The sequence below is a fragment of the Bradyrhizobium sp. WSM1253 genome (assembly GCF_000244935.1).
In the GTDB taxonomy this organism is placed as follows: domain Bacteria; phylum Pseudomonadota; class Alphaproteobacteria; order Rhizobiales; family Xanthobacteraceae; genus Bradyrhizobium; species Bradyrhizobium canariense.
Genome location: NZ_JH600073.1, coordinates 7,258,658 through 7,276,701, shown reverse-complemented (window position 1 = coordinate 7,276,701; position 18,044 = coordinate 7,258,658). Strand labels below are relative to the sequence as shown.

The 18,044-nt window shown below is 64.5% G+C and carries 10 protein-coding genes; 1 reads left to right on the top strand and 9 read right to left on the bottom strand.

All coding sequences use genetic code 11. From position 1 onward, the window contains the following. Positions 1-256 precede the first annotated feature (256 nt). The 3 genes from BRA1253DRAFT_RS35045 to BRA1253DRAFT_RS35035 all read right to left on the bottom strand — a co-directional run bounded on the left by BRA1253DRAFT_RS35045 (position 257) and on the right by BRA1253DRAFT_RS35035 (position 7,689). Positions 257-2,497 (bottom strand): DUF1522 domain-containing protein, encoded by a 2,241-nt coding sequence (locus tag BRA1253DRAFT_RS35045; RefSeq protein ID WP_007602112.1) that lies wholly within the window; start codon positions 2,495-2,497, stop codon positions 257-259. A 243-nt stretch (positions 2,498-2,740) separates the two neighbouring features. Continuing rightward, positions 2,741-5,053, bottom strand: a complete 2,313-nt coding sequence (locus tag BRA1253DRAFT_RS35040) for a DUF1522 domain-containing protein (protein ID WP_007602111.1) — start codon at positions 5,051-5,053, stop codon at positions 2,741-2,743. Positions 5,054-5,376: 323 nt separating this feature from the next. Next, positions 5,377-7,689: a DUF1522 domain-containing protein gene (locus tag BRA1253DRAFT_RS35035; protein ID WP_007602110.1), complete on the bottom strand. Its 2,313-nt coding sequence runs from the start codon at positions 7,687-7,689 to the stop codon at positions 5,377-5,379. A gap of 322 nt (positions 7,690-8,011) precedes the next feature. Here BRA1253DRAFT_RS35035 and flbT point away from each other — a divergent pair, with 322 nt between their 5' ends. Then, the gene (flbT, locus tag BRA1253DRAFT_RS35030; protein ID WP_007602109.1) at positions 8,012-8,437 is read left to right on the top strand and encodes a flagellar biosynthesis repressor FlbT; all 426 of its coding nucleotides are present in this window, start codon (positions 8,012-8,014) and stop codon (positions 8,435-8,437) included. Between the two features lie 72 nt (positions 8,438-8,509). Here the strand turns inward: flbT and BRA1253DRAFT_RS35025 are convergent, their stop codons facing one another. The 6 genes from BRA1253DRAFT_RS35025 to flgK all read right to left on the bottom strand — a co-directional run bounded on the left by BRA1253DRAFT_RS35025 (position 8,510) and on the right by flgK (position 18,034). Continuing rightward, the gene (locus BRA1253DRAFT_RS35025; protein ID WP_007602106.1) at positions 8,510-10,006 is read right to left on the bottom strand and encodes an aspartate aminotransferase family protein; all 1,497 of its coding nucleotides are present in this window, start codon (positions 10,004-10,006) and stop codon (positions 8,510-8,512) included. After that, the gene (locus BRA1253DRAFT_RS35020; RefSeq protein ID WP_007602104.1) at positions 10,003-11,256 is read right to left on the bottom strand and encodes a RimK family alpha-L-glutamate ligase; all 1,254 of its coding nucleotides are present in this window, start codon (positions 11,254-11,256) and stop codon (positions 10,003-10,005) included. Before BRA1253DRAFT_RS35020 ends, BRA1253DRAFT_RS35025 begins: the two co-directional genes overlap by 4 nt. 1 nt (position 11,257) lies before the next feature. Further along, a complete protein-coding gene (locus BRA1253DRAFT_RS35015; protein ID WP_007602102.1) occupies positions 11,258-12,907 on the bottom strand; it encodes a hypothetical protein in 1,650 nt (549 codons plus the stop codon). Continuing rightward, on the bottom strand, positions 12,897-13,679 hold the full coding sequence (locus BRA1253DRAFT_RS35010; protein WP_007602100.1) for a hypothetical protein: 783 nt from the start codon (positions 13,677-13,679) through the stop codon (positions 12,897-12,899). The genes BRA1253DRAFT_RS35015 and BRA1253DRAFT_RS35010 overlap by 11 nt, the downstream gene beginning before the upstream one ends. Before the next feature lie 71 nt (positions 13,680-13,750). Next, positions 13,751-16,129 carry a flagellin/flagellar hook associated protein gene (locus BRA1253DRAFT_RS35005; protein WP_007602098.1) on the bottom strand — a complete coding sequence of 793 codons (2,379 nt, stop codon included), beginning with the start codon at positions 16,127-16,129 and terminating at the stop codon, positions 13,751-13,753. Positions 16,130-16,150: 21 nt separating this feature from the next. After that, positions 16,151-18,034 carry a flagellar hook-associated protein FlgK gene (gene flgK, locus BRA1253DRAFT_RS35000; protein ID WP_007602097.1) on the bottom strand — a complete coding sequence of 628 codons (1,884 nt, stop codon included), beginning with the start codon at positions 18,032-18,034 and terminating at the stop codon, positions 16,151-16,153. Between the last annotated feature and the right edge of the window lie 10 nt (positions 18,035-18,044).

The window sequence follows — 18,044 nt, the reverse complement described above, 5'->3', positions numbered from 1 at the left end:
GCGCTTAAGGATTTCTTTCCCGACCCTAGGCAGCACCGCTTAAGATTTGCTTACATGTGTGCTTGGAAGCACTCCGGATTATTACGGGTCTCGGAGTTCTTCGTCATCGTGAAGCTAGACGCGCATGTGCACGCTGTAAACACGTCACGCGCGGTGTGCGTCGATCTCAGCTAATCCTGCCTTAGCGATCTCCGTAAAATGAACGGCGGAGCCTTAGCCCCGCCGCGAAATCGATGAGCGAGCTTGCGCCGCGAAATTAGCGGAGCAGCTGCAGCACGCTCTGTTGCGACTGATTGGCCAGCGACAGCGCGGACACCGCGATCGACTGGCGGGTCGACAGCGCCTGGCTGTTGGCCGCTTCCTCGTTGGTGTCGGCGAGCGTCAGGTTGGACGAGCCGGTCTGCAGAACGTTGATCAGGTTCTTGGAGAAGTCCTGACGCACCTGCACGATCGACAGGTTGGAGCCGAGCGCAGAACCTTCCGAGCGCAGCGTACTCGAGGCCGCGTTCAGGCTGGTCAGCACCCTGTTGGTGGCGCCGTTGTCGATGAAGTCGATACCGTTGACGAGGTTGCTGAGGCCGAGGCCCGCCGCGTTGAAGACCACGCCGTTGATGCCGAGCGTGGAGCTGCCGGTCTCGTTGAAGATCAGCTTCAGCGTGTCGCCGTTGAGCAGGTTCACGCCGTTGAATGAGGCATCCTGCGACGTCGTATCGATCTGCGCCAGGATGTTGTTGAACTGGTTGACCAGGTTTGAGCGCGCCGTCTGCGCGACCGGATCCTGGATCGGCGGCTGGGCGGTCGTGAAAGCGATCACACCCGTGATGGTGCCGGCGACCGCGCCCCCGGCAGTTATCGAGCCCAGCGTCGAAGAGGCATACTCGTTGACGGTGGTGATCGTGAGCACGCCGTTGGCGTCGATCGTCGCCGTCAGGTGGTTCGCCTGCAGCTGAGAGTTCAGTTGATCAAGCGTCTTGACAGTCCCGTTGGTGCCATCGCCAAAGGTCACGTTGACCGGCGTGCCGCCGTTGAACGAGGTAAAGGTCAAGGTCTTGCCCGAGATGCTGCCCGCTCCGGGCGCGCGGCCCGCGGTGAAGGCCGTGCCGGTGCCGGTCGGACCGGTCAGTCCGAACGAGGACAACGCATTGCCGGTTCCCGTGATCGACAGATCCGCCGTGGTGCCGGTGCTGAGCTTGAGCGCGCCGTTGACGACGGTGGACAGAGACGAACCGCTGGCCGCAACCACGGCGGCGCCGCTGACGATGCCGGCACCCGACGCCAGGTCGATCGCGTTCAGCGAATCCTGAACGCTGGCGCCCTGGAGATAGACGACGGAGTTGCCGTTGTTGTCGGTTACGATGTTGCCGATCTTGGTGGAGCCCGTCGGAGCGGCAGCAGGAACCGCAGCGTTCTTGAACGAGACGGTCTTGCCATCAACGTTCAGCGTGGAGCCGTCATTGATGAGCGTGCCCAGCGTCGTGGGGCTCGTCAGACGCGCCTTGCTCACATTGACATTGCCGGAGCCGGTCGCGGTCGTAAGGCCAAGCGCCTTGAGGAAGTCGGCCTTGCCGGTGATGCTGAGGTCGGCGCCCGTGCCGGTGGTGAGGGTAAGCTGGCCGCCGGCGATGGAGGCGACGGCGCCCGACGAGAGCGATAATGTCGCGGTGCCGCCGGTGATGGCTGCCTTTTGCACGCCGGTCGCGAGATCGATCGCGTCCATCACGTCCTGGACTTTTGCAGCCGGGACGGCGCTTGTCCCGAGGTAAACGGTGGAATTGCCATTGCCGTCGGTGACAACGTTGTTGTTCCTGCCGGAACCGGCGGGAACGCTGGCCGCCGCAGGTGCAGCGCCGGCCCTGAAGGTGATGGTCTTGCCGTCGACGATCACGACATCGCCGTCCGTCGGTGCACCATTGGCCGCAATGGTGCTCGCGCTGGACGGACCGAGAAGGGTGAGGTTTGCAGCAAGGCTTGCCGGAGTGGGGACACCGTCGGGAGCGGCAAGCCCCGTCAGGGATTGCGAAATGCCGCCGAGCGTGGTCGTGCCCGTAATCGGAGTCGTACCGCCAGCAGTACCGTCGGTGACGACGTTGCCGGTTGCGGTGGCGTAGGTGTAGCTCGTGGTGCCGCGCAGATCCGCCGGCGTCGCGCCCGGAATCGTCGTCGTGATGTTCGACTTGGTCGAATAGCCGACCGTGGTCTGCAGCGCCTGGTTCGCGATCGACTTGGCGCTGTCGATCAGCTTTTGCAGCGAGGTGATGCCGGTGTTGGCGGCCTGCAGCACCTGCACACCGTTGTTGATGCCGTCGAGCAGGTTGCTGATGTCGCTCGCCCGGTTGTCCAACCCTTGCGCGGTGAAGAAGTTGGTGGGGTTGTCGAGCGCCGTGTTGACCTTCTTGCCGGTTGAGAGGCGCTGCTGTGTCGTGGCCAGCAGGTCGGCCGTCGACTGCAGTGACAACAGGTTCTGGCGAACGGACGCCGAGAGAACGATGTTGGACATTGGCTGGTCTTCCTCTTGAACCGGGTACGAATCGGGGCTCGCGATCTGGAAAGCGGGCTTTTGTCCACTTTTAGGGGCTGTCCTTTAAAGTATGGTTAACGACGGTTTAAGGGATACGGTTAATGCCGAGTTAGCGCCCCCTCCCCGGCCCCGGCTGCACGTTCTGCACGGTCTCCGCACACGCAAAAAAGCGGCGGAGCCGAAGCCCCGCCGCCATATTTATCTTGTGATTTCAGTTGCTTATTAACGGAGCAGCTGAAGCACGCTCTGCTGCGAGGTGTTGGCCAGCGACAGCGCGGAGACCGCGATCGACTGGCGGGTCGACAACGCCTGGCTGTTGGCCGCTTCCTCGTTGGTGTCGGCCAGCGTCAGGTTGGACGAGCCGGTCTGGAGCACGTTGATCAGGTTCTTGTTGAAGTCCTGACGCACCTGCACCACCGACAGATTCGAACCGAGGGTCGAGGCTTGCGAGCGTAGCGTGCTCGAGGCCGCGTTGAGACTGGTGAGCACCCGGTTGGTCGCCGCGTTGTCGATGAAGTCGGTGCCCCGTACCAGCGAGGCCAGACCCAGCCCCTTCGAGTTGAAGGTCACACCGGTGATGCTCAGGCTCGACTTCGCGGTCTCGTCGAACACCAGCTTGAGCTGATCGCCGTTCAGCAGGTTCACGCCGTTGAAGGACGAGTCGACCGAGGTCGTGTCGATCTGCGACAGGATGTTGTTGTACTGCGACACCAGGTTGGAACGGCTCGCCTGGGCAACAGCATCGACCGTCGGCGCGGTCGCGTTGGTCCAGGTCAGGGCCGTCGTGATCGTGCCGCCGATTGCGCCGCCAGCGACAGCCGATCCGATCGTCGAGGATGCGTAGTCGTTGATCGCGGAGACCGTGAGCAGGCCGTTGGCGTCGATCGTGGCGGCCAGGTTGTCGGCCTGAAGCGCCGTGTTGAGCTGATCGAGCGTCTTGACCGTGCCACCGGTGCCGTCGCCGAAGGTGACGTTGACCGCCGTGCCGCCGTTGAAGGAGGCGAAGGTCAAGGTCTTGCCCGAGACGCCGCCGGCCGACGCCGAGCGGCTCGCCGAGAAGGCCGTGCCGGTGCCGGTGGAGCCGGTGAGGCCGAGCACGGACAAGGCATTGCCCGAGCCGGTGATCGACAGATCCGAGTTCGCGCCAGTCGAGATGTGGAGCGAACCGGCAACAAGCGAGGACGCGGTCTGGCCACTGGCCGTCGCCAAGGTCGCGGCACCCGAAGCGATGGTTGCTGCCTGCACGCCGGTGGCGAGATCGACCGCGCTCAGGATGTCGGCGACGGTGCCCTTGTTCAGGTAAACGATCGAGTTGCCGCTGCCGTCGGTGACGACGTTACCGGTGACGCCGGATCCCGTCGGCACGTTGGCCGCAAGCGGCGTGCCGCCGTTCTTGAACGTGATGGTCTTGCCGTTGACGTTCAGGGTCGATCCGTCGGTGATCAGCGAACCAAGGCTGGTCGAGATGGTTGTTCGGGCGGCCGTCAGGGTCGCGTTGCCGGAGCCGGTCGCGGTGGTCAGCCCGAGCGCCTTCAACAGGTCAGCCTTGCCGATGACGCTGAGATCGGCGCCGGTCGAGCTGTCCAGCGTGATCTTGCCGGCGGTGATGGAAGCCGCGGTCTGGCTGGTGTTGTTGGCGTTGATGGTGGCAACGCCGGCCGCGATCGTGGCACCGCGGGTGCCTGCCGCAAGATCGATCGCCTTCAGGACGTCGCCGACCGTCGCGGTCGAGTTCGTCGCATTGCTGCCTAGATAGATAATCGAGTTGCCACTGCCGTCAGTCGCGACGCTGCTGGTACCACCGCTATCCAAGCCGTAGCCGGTCGGCAGGCTGTTGGTGGACCCCGTGACGCCCGGCGCATCACCGGACTTGAAGGTGATGGAGTGGCCGTCGACGGTGAGGGTCGTGCCGTCGGTGAACTGGGTGACGCCAATCAGGCCCAGACCGCTCTTTGCAGCAGTCGAACCGTCACCGTAGAGCAGCGTGCTCGTGGTGATGGCCGCCGCACCGCCGCCGTTGTTGTCGTTGACCGCGGTGGTTCCGACATAGGCAGCGGCCGTACCGCCGAGCGTGGTCGTACCGGTTGCCGCCGTGGCGCCGCCGGCAGCGCCGGAGAACAGCACGTTGGATTGCGCGGTCGCACTGGTGTAGGTCGTGGTGCCGCGCAGATCGGAAGCGGTCGCACCCGCAATCGTGGTCGAGACGTTCGACTTGCTGGAGTAGCCGACGGTGGTCTGCAGCGCCTGGTTAGCGATCGACTTGGCGGAGTCGAGCAACTTCGACAGCGAGGTGATGCCGGTGTTGGCGGCCTGGAGCACCTGCACGCCGTTGGCAATGCCATCGAGCAGATTGTTGATGTCGCTGGCGCGGTTGTCGAGCGACTGTGCCGTGAAGAAGTTGGTGGGGTTGTCGAGCGCCGAGTTCACCTTCTTGCCAGTCGAGAGGCGGGACTGGGTGGTGGCGAGGAGGTCGGCGGTGGACTGGAGCGAGAGCAGGTTCTGGCGAACCGACGCAGAGAGAACAATACCGGACATAACTCTTACCCTTCTGGTTTACGCGTCTTCGTTCGATCGCTTCGGATCGAGTGACGCGCACAGCCTGAGGGGACATGGCTAACAAAAGGTGAAACCCGTTCCCGCAGCGTAAGCGCCGGTTCACCATAAGGCTGCGGACGCACGCCGAGATCGGCGACGATCGATCTGAAACTCCTCGCCTTTTTGCGGCGTTTGCTCCCCGTTAACCATAACCAACAGTTACTTTTTCAGTGCGGCCGGACCACTGCTCGATCGGACCGCGCAAAAGAAAACGGCGGGGCCGAAGCCCCGCCGCCATGACTTGATTGCGATGTCAGCCGCTATTAGCGGAGCAGCTGGAGCACGCTCTGCTGCGACTGGTTGGCCAGCGACAGCGCGGAGACCGCGATCGACTGACGGGTCGACAGCGCCTGGCTGTTGGCCGCTTCCTCGTTGGTGTCGGCCAGCGTCAGGTTGGACGAACCGGTCTGCAGCACGTTGATCAGGTTCTTGTTGAAGTCCTGACGCACCTGCACGATGGAGAGGTTCGAACCGAGGGTCGAAGCTTCCGACCGCAGAGTGCTCGAGGCCGAGTTCAGATTGGTGAGCACCTTGTTGGTCGCGGAGTTGTCGATGAAGTCGGTTCCCTGCACCAGGCCGGCCAGACCCAGGCCCTTCGAGTTGAAGGTCACGCCGGTGATGTTGAGGTTGGACTTGCCGGTCTCGTCGAACACCAGCTTGAGCTGGTCGCCGTTGAGCAGGTTGACGCCGTTGAACGAAGCGTCCAGCGAGGTCGTGTCGATCTGCGTCAGGATGTTGTTGTACTGGGACACCAGGTTGGTACGGGTGGCCTGGGCAACAGCATCCGCAACCGGCGCAGTCGCGTTCGAGAAGGTCAGCGCCGTGGTGAGCGTGCCGCCGATGGTACCGCCAGCAGCGGCAGATCCGATCGTCGACGACGCAAAGTCGTTGGTCGCCGAAACCGTCAGCCTACCGTTGGCGTCGATCGTGGCCGACAGGTTGTTGGCCTGAAGAGCCGTGTTGAGCTGATCGAGCGTCTTGACCGTGCCGCCAGTGCCGTCGCCGAAGGTGACGTTGACCGCCGTGCCGCCGTTGAAGGCGGAGAAGGTCAAGGTCTTGCCCGAAACGCCGCCCGACGCCGCAGAACGGCTTGCCGTGAAGGCGGTGCCGGTGCCGGTCGCACCGGTCAGGCCGAGCGAGGACAGCGCATTGCCCGTGCCGGTGATCGACAGGTCCGAGTTGGCGCCGGTCGAGACGTGCAGCGAACCGGCGACCAGGGAGGACGCGGTCTGGCCGGCTGCGGTGGTCAGCGTCGCCGCACCGCTGGCGTTGGCCGCGCTCTGCACGCCGGTGGCGAGGTCGACCGCGGTCAGGATGTCGGCGACGGTGCCCTTGTTGAGGTACACGGTCGAGTTGCCGCTGCCGTCGGTGACGACGTTGCCGGTGACGCCAGAGCCGGTCGGCACGTTGGCCGCAGCCGGCGTACCGCCGTTCTTGAACGTGATGGTCTTGCCGTTGACGTTCAGGGTCGAACCGTCGGTGATCAGCGAACCAAGGCCGGTCGAGACGGTTGTGCGGGCCGCACCGATGGTGGTGTTGCCGGAGCCGGTCGCGGTGGTCAGACCGAGCGCCTTCAACACGTCCGCCTTGCCGGTGACGCTGAGATCGGCGCCGGTCGAGCTGTCCAGCGTGATCTTGCCGGCGGTGATGGAAGCCGCGGTCTGGCTGGTGTTGTTGGCGTTGATGGTGGCAACGCCGGCCGCGATCGTGGCACCGCGGGTGCCCGCCGCAAGGTCGACCGCCTTCAGGATGTCGCCGACCGTCGCGGTCGAGTTGGTCGTATCGCTGCCGAGATAGATAATCGAGTTGCCACTGCCGTCAGTCGCGACGCTGCCGGTACCACCGCTATCCACGCCGTAGCCGGTCGGCAGGCTATTGGTGGACCCCGTGACGCCCGGCGCATCGCCGGACTTGAAGGTGATGGAGTGGCCGTCGACGGTGAGGGTCGTGCCGTCGGTGAACTGGGTGACGCCAATCAGGCCCAGACCGCTCTTTGCAGCAGTCGAACCGTCGCCGTAGAGCAGCGTGCTCGTGGTGATGGCCGCCGCACCGCCGCCGTTGTTGTCGTTGACCGCAGCGGTTCCGATATAGGCAGCGGCCGTACCGCCAAGCGTGGTCGTACCGGTTGCCGCCGTGACGCCGCCGGCAGCGCCGGAGAACAGCACGTTGGATTGCGCGGTCGCGCTGGTGTAGGTCGTGGTACCGCGCAGGTCGGAAGAAGTCGCGCCCGCGATCGTGGTCGAGACGTTCGACTTGGTCGAATAGCCGACCGTTGTCTGGAGCGCCTGGTTGGCGATCGACTTGGCAGAGTCCAGCAGCTTCTGGAGCGAGGTGATGCCGGTGTTGGCGGCCTGCAGCACCTGCACGCCGTTGGCAATACCATCGAGCAGATTGTTGATGTCGCTGGCGCGGTTGTCGAGCGACTGCGCCGTGAAGAAGTTGGTGGGGTTGTCGAGCGCCGAGTTCACCTTCTTGCCAGTCGACAAACGGGACTGGGTGGTGGCGAGCAGATCGGCGGTGGACTGGAGGGAGAGCAGGTTCTGGCGAACCGAGGAGGAGAGAACGATACCGGACATACTGTTACCTTTCTGGTAGCTACGCGTCCTGTCTGACCGAAATTGATCAAACGACCGGCGGACGGTTGCGTCCAAGCCTCTAACAATCCGTGAAATGAAACTCCGGGTTTGTCTGCGTCGCGCCTTCGAAGCCCGGTCCGAAATCCCCAGTCCGAAATTTCGATGGAATCAACGCATTGAAATCATTCATGTTCCCGCGACGACGGCCGGCGTTTACAACCCGTTAACCACATTGAGCAAGGATCGGACCCAAATCAGAGCCGGCAGCCGTCAGCGGGGGCACGCACGAGGCTCGTTACAAAAGGGTTGATGGAGAACAGGCATGGCTCTCAAGGTCGAGCTCAAACCACACGAACGCATCATCGTCGGCAATTCCGTGATCACCAACACGGACCAGCGCGCGCGGCTCCTGATCGACGGCGAGAATGTGCCGATTCTGCGCGAGCGCGACATCCTCACGCCGGAGACCGCCGATACGCCGGCCAAGCTCGTCTATCTGGCGGTGCAGCTCATGTACATCTCGCCGGACCCGCAGACCCAGCACGGCACCTATTTCAACCTCGTGCGTGACATTGTCACCGCGGTGCCGAGCTCCTGGCCGATCATCGAGGGCATCAACAACAACATCATGAGCGGCGACCTCTACCGGGCGCTCAAGGAGGCTCGCAAGCTGATCGCTTATGAAGACAAGCTGCGCGACCAGTACGAAGCCAGTCATCCCAAGAGCGACGTCAGCTCGGCCGCCTGAGCACTTCGCGACACCCAAAACAAAACCGCCCCGGACCAGGTCCGGGGCGGTTTTGTTTTGAAGGATCCGCTATCACTGTGCCGCGAGCGGCGGCGCTTCAACCTCGATCACTCCCCCGCTCCGTCGTCCGCCGAATTCCAGCACCGCTGCGATCAGCGCATCGATGTCGGTCTCTTCGGTGCGGTGATTGACGATCGCGGCGCGGATCGCAAACCTGCCGTCCAGCGTCGTGCTCGATGGCGCCGCGATACCGGACTCCTGGATGTCGGCGACGATCTCGCGATTGACCTCGTCGGCAGCGCGGTAGCGGAAGCAGACGATGTTGAGATTGACCGGTGCCAGCAACTCCAGCCGCGGCTCGGCGAGAACGCGCGTCTCCAGATATTTCGCCAGCGCGCAGCTTCGCGCGATCACCGCACCGAGCCGATTTGTGCCGAACGTCTTCAGCGTGAACCATGTCTTCAGCGCGCGGAAGCCACGCGACAGATCGGGGCCGAGATCGCAGGGCCAGACCGCGCCCGCCGCAAGCCCCCTCGCCTCGCGGCGCAGATAGGCCGCCGGCTGCGCAAAGGCCTGCCGGTGCTGCTCGCCGTCCCGCACCAGCAGGAAGCCGGCGTCGTAAGGCACCTGCCCCCATTTGTGGAAGTCGAGCGCAATGGAATCCGCAAGCTCGATGCCGCCGAGCAGCGGCGCAAGCTCGGGCGAGAAGATCGCGAGCGCACCGAAGGCGCCGTCGACGTGAAACCAAATTCCTTCTTCGCGGCACAGTTCTGCGATCGCCTTGAGATCGTCGACCGCGCCGATGTCGACCGTACCTGCGGAGGCAACGACGAGGAAGGGCTTGAAGCCGACATCGCGATCGATCGCGATCTGCGCACGCAGCGCGGCAACGTCCATGCGATGATCGGCATCGACGCCGACCTTGCGCAGTGCATCGGTGCCGAGCCCGGCGATGTCCATCGCCCTCGAGACGCAGCCATGCGCGGCCTGCGATGTATAGGCGGTGAGAAGCGCACCGTCATTGCCGATGCCGTACTGCCGCGCCAGCGTGCCGAGCGCGCTCGTACGTGCCACCAGCACTGCCATCAGATTCGCCATCGACGTGCCCGTGACGAAGATGCCGCTCGCGCTTTCCGGGAAGGCGAACAGGCGGCGCATCCAGTCGACGACCTGGCGCTCCACCTCGATCGGCATGTGGTCGCGGCCGCCGAGATTGGCGTTGAGGCCTGCCGCGAGCATTTCCGCGACCACGCCGACCGCGGTGCCGCCGCCATGCACCCAGCCCATGAAACCGGCATGGACGTTGCCGGTCGCATAGGGCGCAACATGTTCGGAGAAGTCGCGATAGACGTCGGCGAGATCGCTTGCCTCCCGCGGCACGTCGGCCTTGAATGCCGCGCGAACGCCGTCGGGGATCGGCTGCCACACCGGACGCGCGCGAATGTTGGCGATGCCATCGATCGTCTCGTCAAGCATGCGATGGGCGAGCGCGCGAAATTCGCTCCAGTCCTGCGGATCGAGCGAAGTGTGCGTGACAGAGCTTTGGGTGTTGCGGATGATCTCGTTCATGCTGCACTCTCCTCACCCGCTCTTGCGTGCCGCGACAACATCGCCGTGAATGCCGCGAAGATCTTGCGCATCTGCGGCGGCTTGTACGGAAACACGGCCGGCGGATCCATGTTGTGCACGACGGCGGTGTTGTCGGCTTCGAACACCAGCAGCTCGCGCTTCTGGTTCTCGGCGCAATCGACGATGAAGTAATCGAGACCGACGCGCCTGCTCATTTCGTCGAGCGCGATTTTGTGGCGCGCCGCGAATGCATGGTCGAATTCAAGCATGAAGGCGGCTTCCTCGGCCCGCTTCTCCTCGCTGAACGCCATGAAGGCGTTGAGATACCAGATGTCCCAGCGATCGGCGATCGCCATGTGACAGGCATAGGGTTTGCCGTCGACCATGGCGAGACGGTATTTGCGGTAGAGCCCGTCCGGACTCGCATAGTCGACGAAACGTGCGACGAAGAAGTCCTGCTCCTGTCGCTCGGCGAGATAGGCAGCGAGCGCCCCAGCATCGTCGAGCTTCGCGAGACCGACGCCGGCATGCGTACCGCGCGGCCGCACGATCATCGGAAAGCGCAGTTCGCCCGTGATCTCCTCGCAAACGATCTTGCCTTGCGAAAGCTCCGACAATTGCGCGCGCGTCGCGGGCGCGGTCACGGAAATGTCGAGGCCGGGCACGCCTGCCAGCAGACGATACAGCTTGTCGCGATCGAGATTGCCGATGAGATCGGGACGATTGAGCAGCGGTCGCGGCCAGTGTGGCGCGGCCTTCTCGATCAGCGCGAGCGCCTCTCGGCACTCCTCGGAATCGGATGCGATCACAATAGCGACGTCGTGCTCGGGCAGAGTCTCCGGCAGGCCGATGCCCTTGACCACGTAGAGCGTCAACAGCTCGATGTCGGAGTCTTCAAGCAGGAAATCGATCGGCGTGTTGCCGCCCATGTCGATATCAGCGGCGAGCGCGAGCACGCGCAGCCGGGGTTTTGGAGCAGCGCAAGGCGTACGAAACAATTGGTGGAAGGAGAGCACCTCGGTCTGGATCACCAGCCCGGCCTCCTTCTCGCCGAGAAGCTGGGCAATCAGCGAGAGATCGAGGCCTTCGCCGGCCTCGGCCGTCCCCTCCTCGATCCGCGCCAGCAGCCGCTCGCGCAACGGATGCAGGTCGCCGCCCTCGAAGGCGCGGCGCGTCAACTGGGCAAAGCCGATGCGATCGGCATGGTTCGGCGCGGTCACGCCGCTCGGCGCGGAAACTGGATGTTGCATCTCACACCTCGAACGCAGACTTTGCCGGCGCGGCCACGACCGCGCCACGGTCAAGCAATAACTCGATCTTCACCAGCACATGGGCGATGCGATCGAGAACGTGTTGCAGATTGCGTTGCGCCTGCATCGTATCCGGCGTCCATGCCTCGGTCACCAATCGTGCGCCGACGCAGAGGCGCAACACGGCCTGCGGCGCGCCGTCCTGCCGCTCCAGTCGGACCGGCTGGCCGACGAGACAGCGCTGGGCGGCTACTTGCCGATCCGCCGCGCTGCCGCTGATCTCCTCGGCCATGTCGCGCGCCAGCGCCCGATGCACGGCGCTGGTCTCGGCGATCGAGACCGGCTTGCCGCCGCGCAGCAGCGTGAACGGAAAGATCGTGGCTTGCGCGAATTCTTCGTCGTCCGCGACGGACTTCTCGATCGCAGCGGGAACGGCACGAAGCGACGGCGACAACGCGATCATGCTGTCGATGCCGACTGCAAGCTCGGCCAGCATTCTGGCGCGGAAAGCCCCGGGCACGGCGTAGTAGCTGCCGATCTCGGCCAACGCGGCCTCCCAGCGCAACCATTGACCGAAATTCGGCCGGCGCTCGAAGCGCGAGCGTAGCGTCGTCCACGCCACCGGCCAGTCGCAGCGGCCGGCATAGTCGAAGATGCCAGGCGCGATCCCGCCAATCCGGTCGATCGACCGCGACAGGCCTTTCGGCAGCAGCAGCGCACCGCTGAAGGCAGGTCCGCCGAAGAATTTCGAGCCGGTGATCAGCACCATGTAACCGCGGTCGAGATAGGCGCGCAGCCGCCGGCGGCCGATGCGCGCCTGACAGGCATCGACGACGATTTGAACCTTGCGCGGCCAGCGCCGCGCGATCTCATCGAGACAGGCCTCGCTTGGGGCGCGCCAACCGAGTTTTGACGAATCCATGATCTGCAACAAAACGCGGCGGCCTTGCGCGAGGCTGGTCTCGACCGCGCGCAGCACCGCGGCATCGGCATCGGTACGCATCGCAATGCCGGCCACCATGTCGATCAGCGGCACCGCAATGCTATCGCCGGCCAGCCCCGTCACCGCGCCGTCCTTGCGCACGACAATGCCGCCTGCTGTCATCGTGCTGAAATGGTGGCCGCGTGCAGTATGCGGCGTTCCGCTGCCGGTCTGGTCGGCGCCGACCACGATCGTCACCGGCGCCGCGCCGAGCACCGCGCGGGCCACGAACAGGGCGTGAAGCTGGGAGTCCGTGCCGGACGGCGAGAACACGACGTCGATGCGCGACGAGAGCGCAAGGTGGCCGCGTAGCTCCTCGCGCATGTCCTCGCAGCGGGCGTCGAAGGCGATTTCGACCTCGTCGAACAAACATTTGTGCATCAGCTCTTCGCGCGCCAGCGCAGCGCAGTCGTAGGCCATCTGCGAGATCGTCGACGCAGTCGAGGAAGCAAAATTCCAGAGCTCCGGCTCCGGCGAAGCCGCGCAACCATAGGCGTTGACACGGTCGTTCGGATCGAGCGCCAGCCGCGGATCTCCGCCGGAGGCGAGCAGCGTATCCAGCGGTGTGAAGAGGTCGCGCAGGCGATAGCGCGAGCCGCCGTCGGACGCGCGCTCGGTGGCTGACAGACGGGATGCGCCGGCGCTCATCCCGAAAGGCTCACGCCGCATCGGCCGCCGCCGCGGGCGCCGCTGCGAATTGCGAGGTGATGTCGCCGTGGAACACCGACGGTCCGACGTGATCGAGCGAGCTCTCGATATCGGCCCAAATCTCGCCGCCGATGTTCGTCCAGCGCTTGCAGAAGGCGAAGTCCTCGGACAGATAGGTGCCGGTCGCCGCATCGATCGTGCATTCGAACAAGGCAAACCGGTTCTGGCTCCCCGCCAGGGTATCGTGCGAATGCTCGCGGAAGAATTGCAGGGCCGCATAGTCCGGATGGCGGCACATCGTTTCCAGCACGTGGCGCCGGATCATCAGGAAGCCGGTGCCGGCGTAGCGCACGGGCGTAAAGCCGTTGACCACGACAATGCGGTCGGGGTCTTCGATTTCGAGTACGTAGTCGAGCGAGGCGGCCGGCACGTCGGTGCGGCCGGCCTCGAATGCCCGCTTCGCCTTGTCCCAGTTGACCCGCTTGATCGGATAGCAGCCCGCGACGACGTCCGCGCCGCACTCGATCAGCCGGAACACCTGCTCGGGCTTGAACCCGATATCTGCATCGATGAACAGGAAATGGGTCGCCTTGGGATCGTCCAGAAACATCGCGGCTAGATTGGCCCGCGCGCGGGTGATCAGCGCGTCACCGTCGCGCAGCAGCACCTTGAGCTCGAGATTGGGCACGCCATGCACGGCGCGCTGGAGCGCGAAGATCGAACTCGCATAGATGCTCGACACCTGCCCGCCAAAGCAGGGCGTCGCCACCACCAGCTGCATCGTGTCCGACATTGACGGCTCCGCCTCGCTCCAATCCTCACCAAGAGGTAAAGAGGCATGGTTAACGGCGCCTTAACGCATCCTTACAGGAACTTGACGAGCGAGAGCTGCGAGAGGTTCGAGGTCACCTGGTAGGACGCCTGCAGCGCGTTCTGGAGCGACAGGATCTCGCTCGCGACCTGGTCCGGCGAGGCCGATTCCGCCTGGTCGATGATGGTCTGGAGCTGCGCCTTGGCCTGGGTCTGGCGCGTGCCTGCGTCCTTCATCGTGTTTTGGGCCATCGCGAGGTCGGTCTGGATGTCCTCGATGCTCTGCTGGCCGGGCTGCTTGGTCAGGGCCTGCGTCACCCGCACGCTCAGCGCGGCGACCTGCCCGCCTGAATACTGCCCGGTCGGCGAGGTCGAGAACGTCCCGAACACGGCGACCGCCTGCAGCTCCTTGCGGATCGCGTCCTCGTTCGCCTGCGCGCCATACTGCACCGTGACGGAATCGTCGACCCGGGCCATTGCGGTGGAGCGCGGCGAGCCGGGGCCGTCATTGCCCAGGTACCATTGCACGGTGGTGGCCGAGCCGTTCACCAGCGTCGTCGCCGAGCCGAGGGGGGAAGAGCCGACGCGCAGCGGAGCCTTTGCCGCCGTGACCGGGGAGGTCGTGAAGCCGAGCGCCGAGAATGCCGTGCTGTTCGAGCTCGTGATGTTGAGGCTCCCGGGATCGTCCGTGTTGATCGTGATCACGCCGCCATGGATGGTCGACGGCTTCGTGGTGCCGGTGATCTGATCGATCTTGCCAAGCAGAGTTGTGATGTTGTCGGTAATGTTGATCTGGTTTGGGCCGGCGGCGCCCGAGGCGACAAAGGTCAGTGTCTGACCGTTCACCGTGATCGTATCGGGGTTAACAGCAGGCGGACCCGCCGACCCCGCCTGGAACGCCGCTGAGAGGACCTCCGGGCCGCCAGCGGTCGCAGTGCCGCTCAGCACAGTTGAACCGGTGATTGGAGGCGTCGACGGCACGTTGCCGCGCGTCACGCTGCTGAGACCGAGCGCTGTGGCCGCCGAGCCGCCGGTGATCGCCACGTCGGTGCCCGTGCCGGTCGCGATCTGGATATTGCCGCTGGCGCTCAGAGTCACGTTAGCGGCGGGGATGCCGGCGGCCGTCGCGATCGCATTCAAGATATCAGACACGTTCGCGGCGCTGCCCGAAGCCAATCCGATCGTGGTATTGCCGCTAGCCGTCGTGACAGTGGTGACATTAGGGTCGAAGGTGATCGTGTGGGCGCCGCTCGCGCCGGTGATGGTCAGGGTGGTACCGGTCGGAACGTTGGCGAGCGCGTTGAGAATGGTCCCGTTGAGATGGGGTGTCGCCGAAGAATCGAGCGACGTGGTCGTAGACGCAACCGCCAATGCGCTGTCCTGCAACGCGACCGAGCCCGTCCCGGTCGTGGAGGTATAGGAGCGCAGATTGCCGGTGGCCGCCACATTCGCGGTGGCGGATCCCGCCGTATTGAAGAAATTGTCACCGGCCGTGACAGCGGACGCCGCCACCAGCGAGGTGCCGGCAAGCTTCTTGATCGCGGTGTTCAGCGCGGTGTTGAGGTTGGTCGCCGTGTTGTTCGGATTGACCGGGACACTTGCATCGATGGCAAAGCTGCCGACAGGCGTCGGCGTCGCGGTCGACGCCGTCAGGTCGATCTGCTCGGTCGAGCCATCGGGCAGCGTGAACTGCACGCTGAGCTTGTCGCCATTTTTCGGGTTGACGCCGTTGAGGTCGACCGAGAACGACACCGGCGAGCCGCTCGGGCCGGTGACCGTCGCGCCGGTCAGCGTCGAGGAGACTGCGGCGATCTTCAGGCCGAATGGCGATACGGCGGCGTCCTCAGAGACCTTCACCGAGCTCGGCGTCGGTTGTGGCGCCGCCAGCACCAGCCGGCCCATGCCGTTGGCGCCGAGGTCAGCGGCCTGGCGCTCTGCCATGACGGTCTTGAAGCCCGCCTGCGTCGTGGTGCCGTTGATGATGTCGCCGGCATTCGCGACCGACGGCGTGTTGAAGGCGGTTCCGGAGAACAGATAGCGGTTGCCCGACTGCGTGTTGAGAACGCCGACCATCGAGCCGAATTGCGCAGCCGCAGTGTTCTGCGCAACCGTCTGGCCGTTGACGTTGAGATCCTGCGCGGTGTTGGCCGAGCCCGTCTGCACCGTGTTGCGAATCGTGGTCAGCGACTGCAAAGCCGTATTGGCGAGGTTGATGCTGACGTTGACGTTGGTCATCGTGTCGGTATAGGCGGCGATGTTGGAGATCTGCGCGCGCCCGGCGATCGCAAAGCCCTCGTTGGTGCCCATCCCGGAATAGTTCTGCGACAGCTTCCCGGTCGAGAGCTGCGTCGACAGGTCGGTGAGCTGCTGGTTGATGTTGCGGATCTGCGAGCCGAGAACCGACGAGGAATAGTTGATGCTGCTGATCGACATGTTTCAGAGCCCTGTTACTTGTTACACTTGAGCCTGGAGCAGCGTATTCATCATGCTCTGCACCACCGACATCACGTGGGCGTTGGCGGCATAGGCATTCTGCAGCTGGATCAGGTTCGACATCTCCGAGTCCAGGTTGACGCTGGAGGTCGAGTTGAACTTGGCCTGCAGCGTCGAGACCACGACGCTCTGGCCCTGCTGGAGCGCGGTCGCCTGGGTCGCAGCGTTGCCCTGAACGCTCAGGAACTGCTGGAGGTAGTTCGAGACGCTCCCGGTGAAGGGCTGGCTCGCCGAGCCCAGACCGGATTGCGGCGAATAGGAGAACACCGCCGAGGTGAGCTGCGAATAGAGATAGTCCGAGCGCGTGGTGTCGCCGGTGGGCGTCACCGGCGAGGTGTTGTAGACCGACAGCCTGGTCGGGTCGGTGGCGAGCTGCGTATTCACGGCGATGCGTCCGGCAAGGCCGGTCATCTGCGAACCCGATGCCGTGATCGCGCCGGTGTAGAGCGCCTGCCCGCCATCGGTGAACAGCGGCAGTTGCGGATTGCCCGAGGTCAGCGACGAGATCGTCTTGGTGATCGAGGCCGAATTGACCTTGGCGAGGCCGCTGTTGTCGTCGGTCACCCGCAATGTGGTGGCCGTCGCCGGCGACGGGGCGGCGGCGAACGACAGATGCGAGCCGGCAAGCGCGGTGTTGAGCGCCGAGGCGATCGCGCTCATGCCGCCGGAGAAGTTCACCCCGATCTGCATCGGATTGGCGTTGGTGGGGTTCTGCAGCGGCAGCGCCGCCGGATCAGTCACGTTGACCAGCGTGACCTGTCGCTTCGTGTTGGTGGTCGTGTCGGTGTAGCTGAAGTTGACGCTGTTGCCCGGCGCCGCCCCGGCAAGGTCGAGATCGAAGCCGGCCGGCGGGCCGGTGACCGTGCTGCCGGCCGTGGTCTTGTCCGACAACGCGCTCGACATCGTTGCGGCGAACTGGTCGATCTGGTTCTGCGCCTGCACCAGCGTCTGGTCGCGCAGCTTCAGATCGGCCGCGATCTGGCCCGAAGACACCACGCTGTTGGCGACGACGTCGACCGAGGATCCGTTCGGGAGCTTGATGTTGAACGCGCCGACGCCGGATTTGGCCGGATCGATGTTGTAGAGCGAAGTCGCCGACAGCGCACCGGCGGACGCAAAGGTGAATTGCGAGGCCAGCCCGGCGCCGACCAGCTGGATACCGGTGGTGGTGTAAATGTTGGCCTGATTGGACCCGTCGACGGTGACGTGGACGTCGACATATTTCGACAGGTTATTGATGGCCTGGTCGCGCTGGTCCATCAACGTCGCAGCCGAGGGGTCGTGTTCCGACAGGCCCTGGAGTCTGGAGTTGATGTCGGCGACTTGCTGCATCGCCGCGTTGGCAGCTATCGCCGAGGTGCTGAGATCCTGCTCGACGTTGGAGCGCAGCGACTGGATGCCCTTGGTGGTGAGGTTGAGCTGCTGCGCCAGCGTCTGCGCGGCGCCGAGCGCAACCGTTTGCGCCGACGACGAGCCCGCGTTGGTCGACAACGCCTGCAGCGCCGTGGTGAAACTGTTCAGCGCGGTTTCGAGCGTACCGCTGTTGCCGGGCGTGCCATAGACATTCTGAAGCTGCTTCAGAATGTTGGCCATCTGGTCGGCGTAGCCGCCGCCGCCGGTCTCGGTGCGCAGCTGCTTCTGCACATAGGTGTCGAGCTCGCGGCTGACGCCGGTCGTCGTCACCGTCGAGCCGAAGTCGCCGGTGGTGACCTCGATCTGGTTCGGCGTCTGGACGACGTAACCCGGCGTCTGCGAGTTGGCGACGTTCGAGGAAACGATCGAGAGCGCAGCCTGATTGGCACGCAGACCGCTCATCGCACTGGCGAGGGCTGAACTCAAACCCATGTTGACTTGC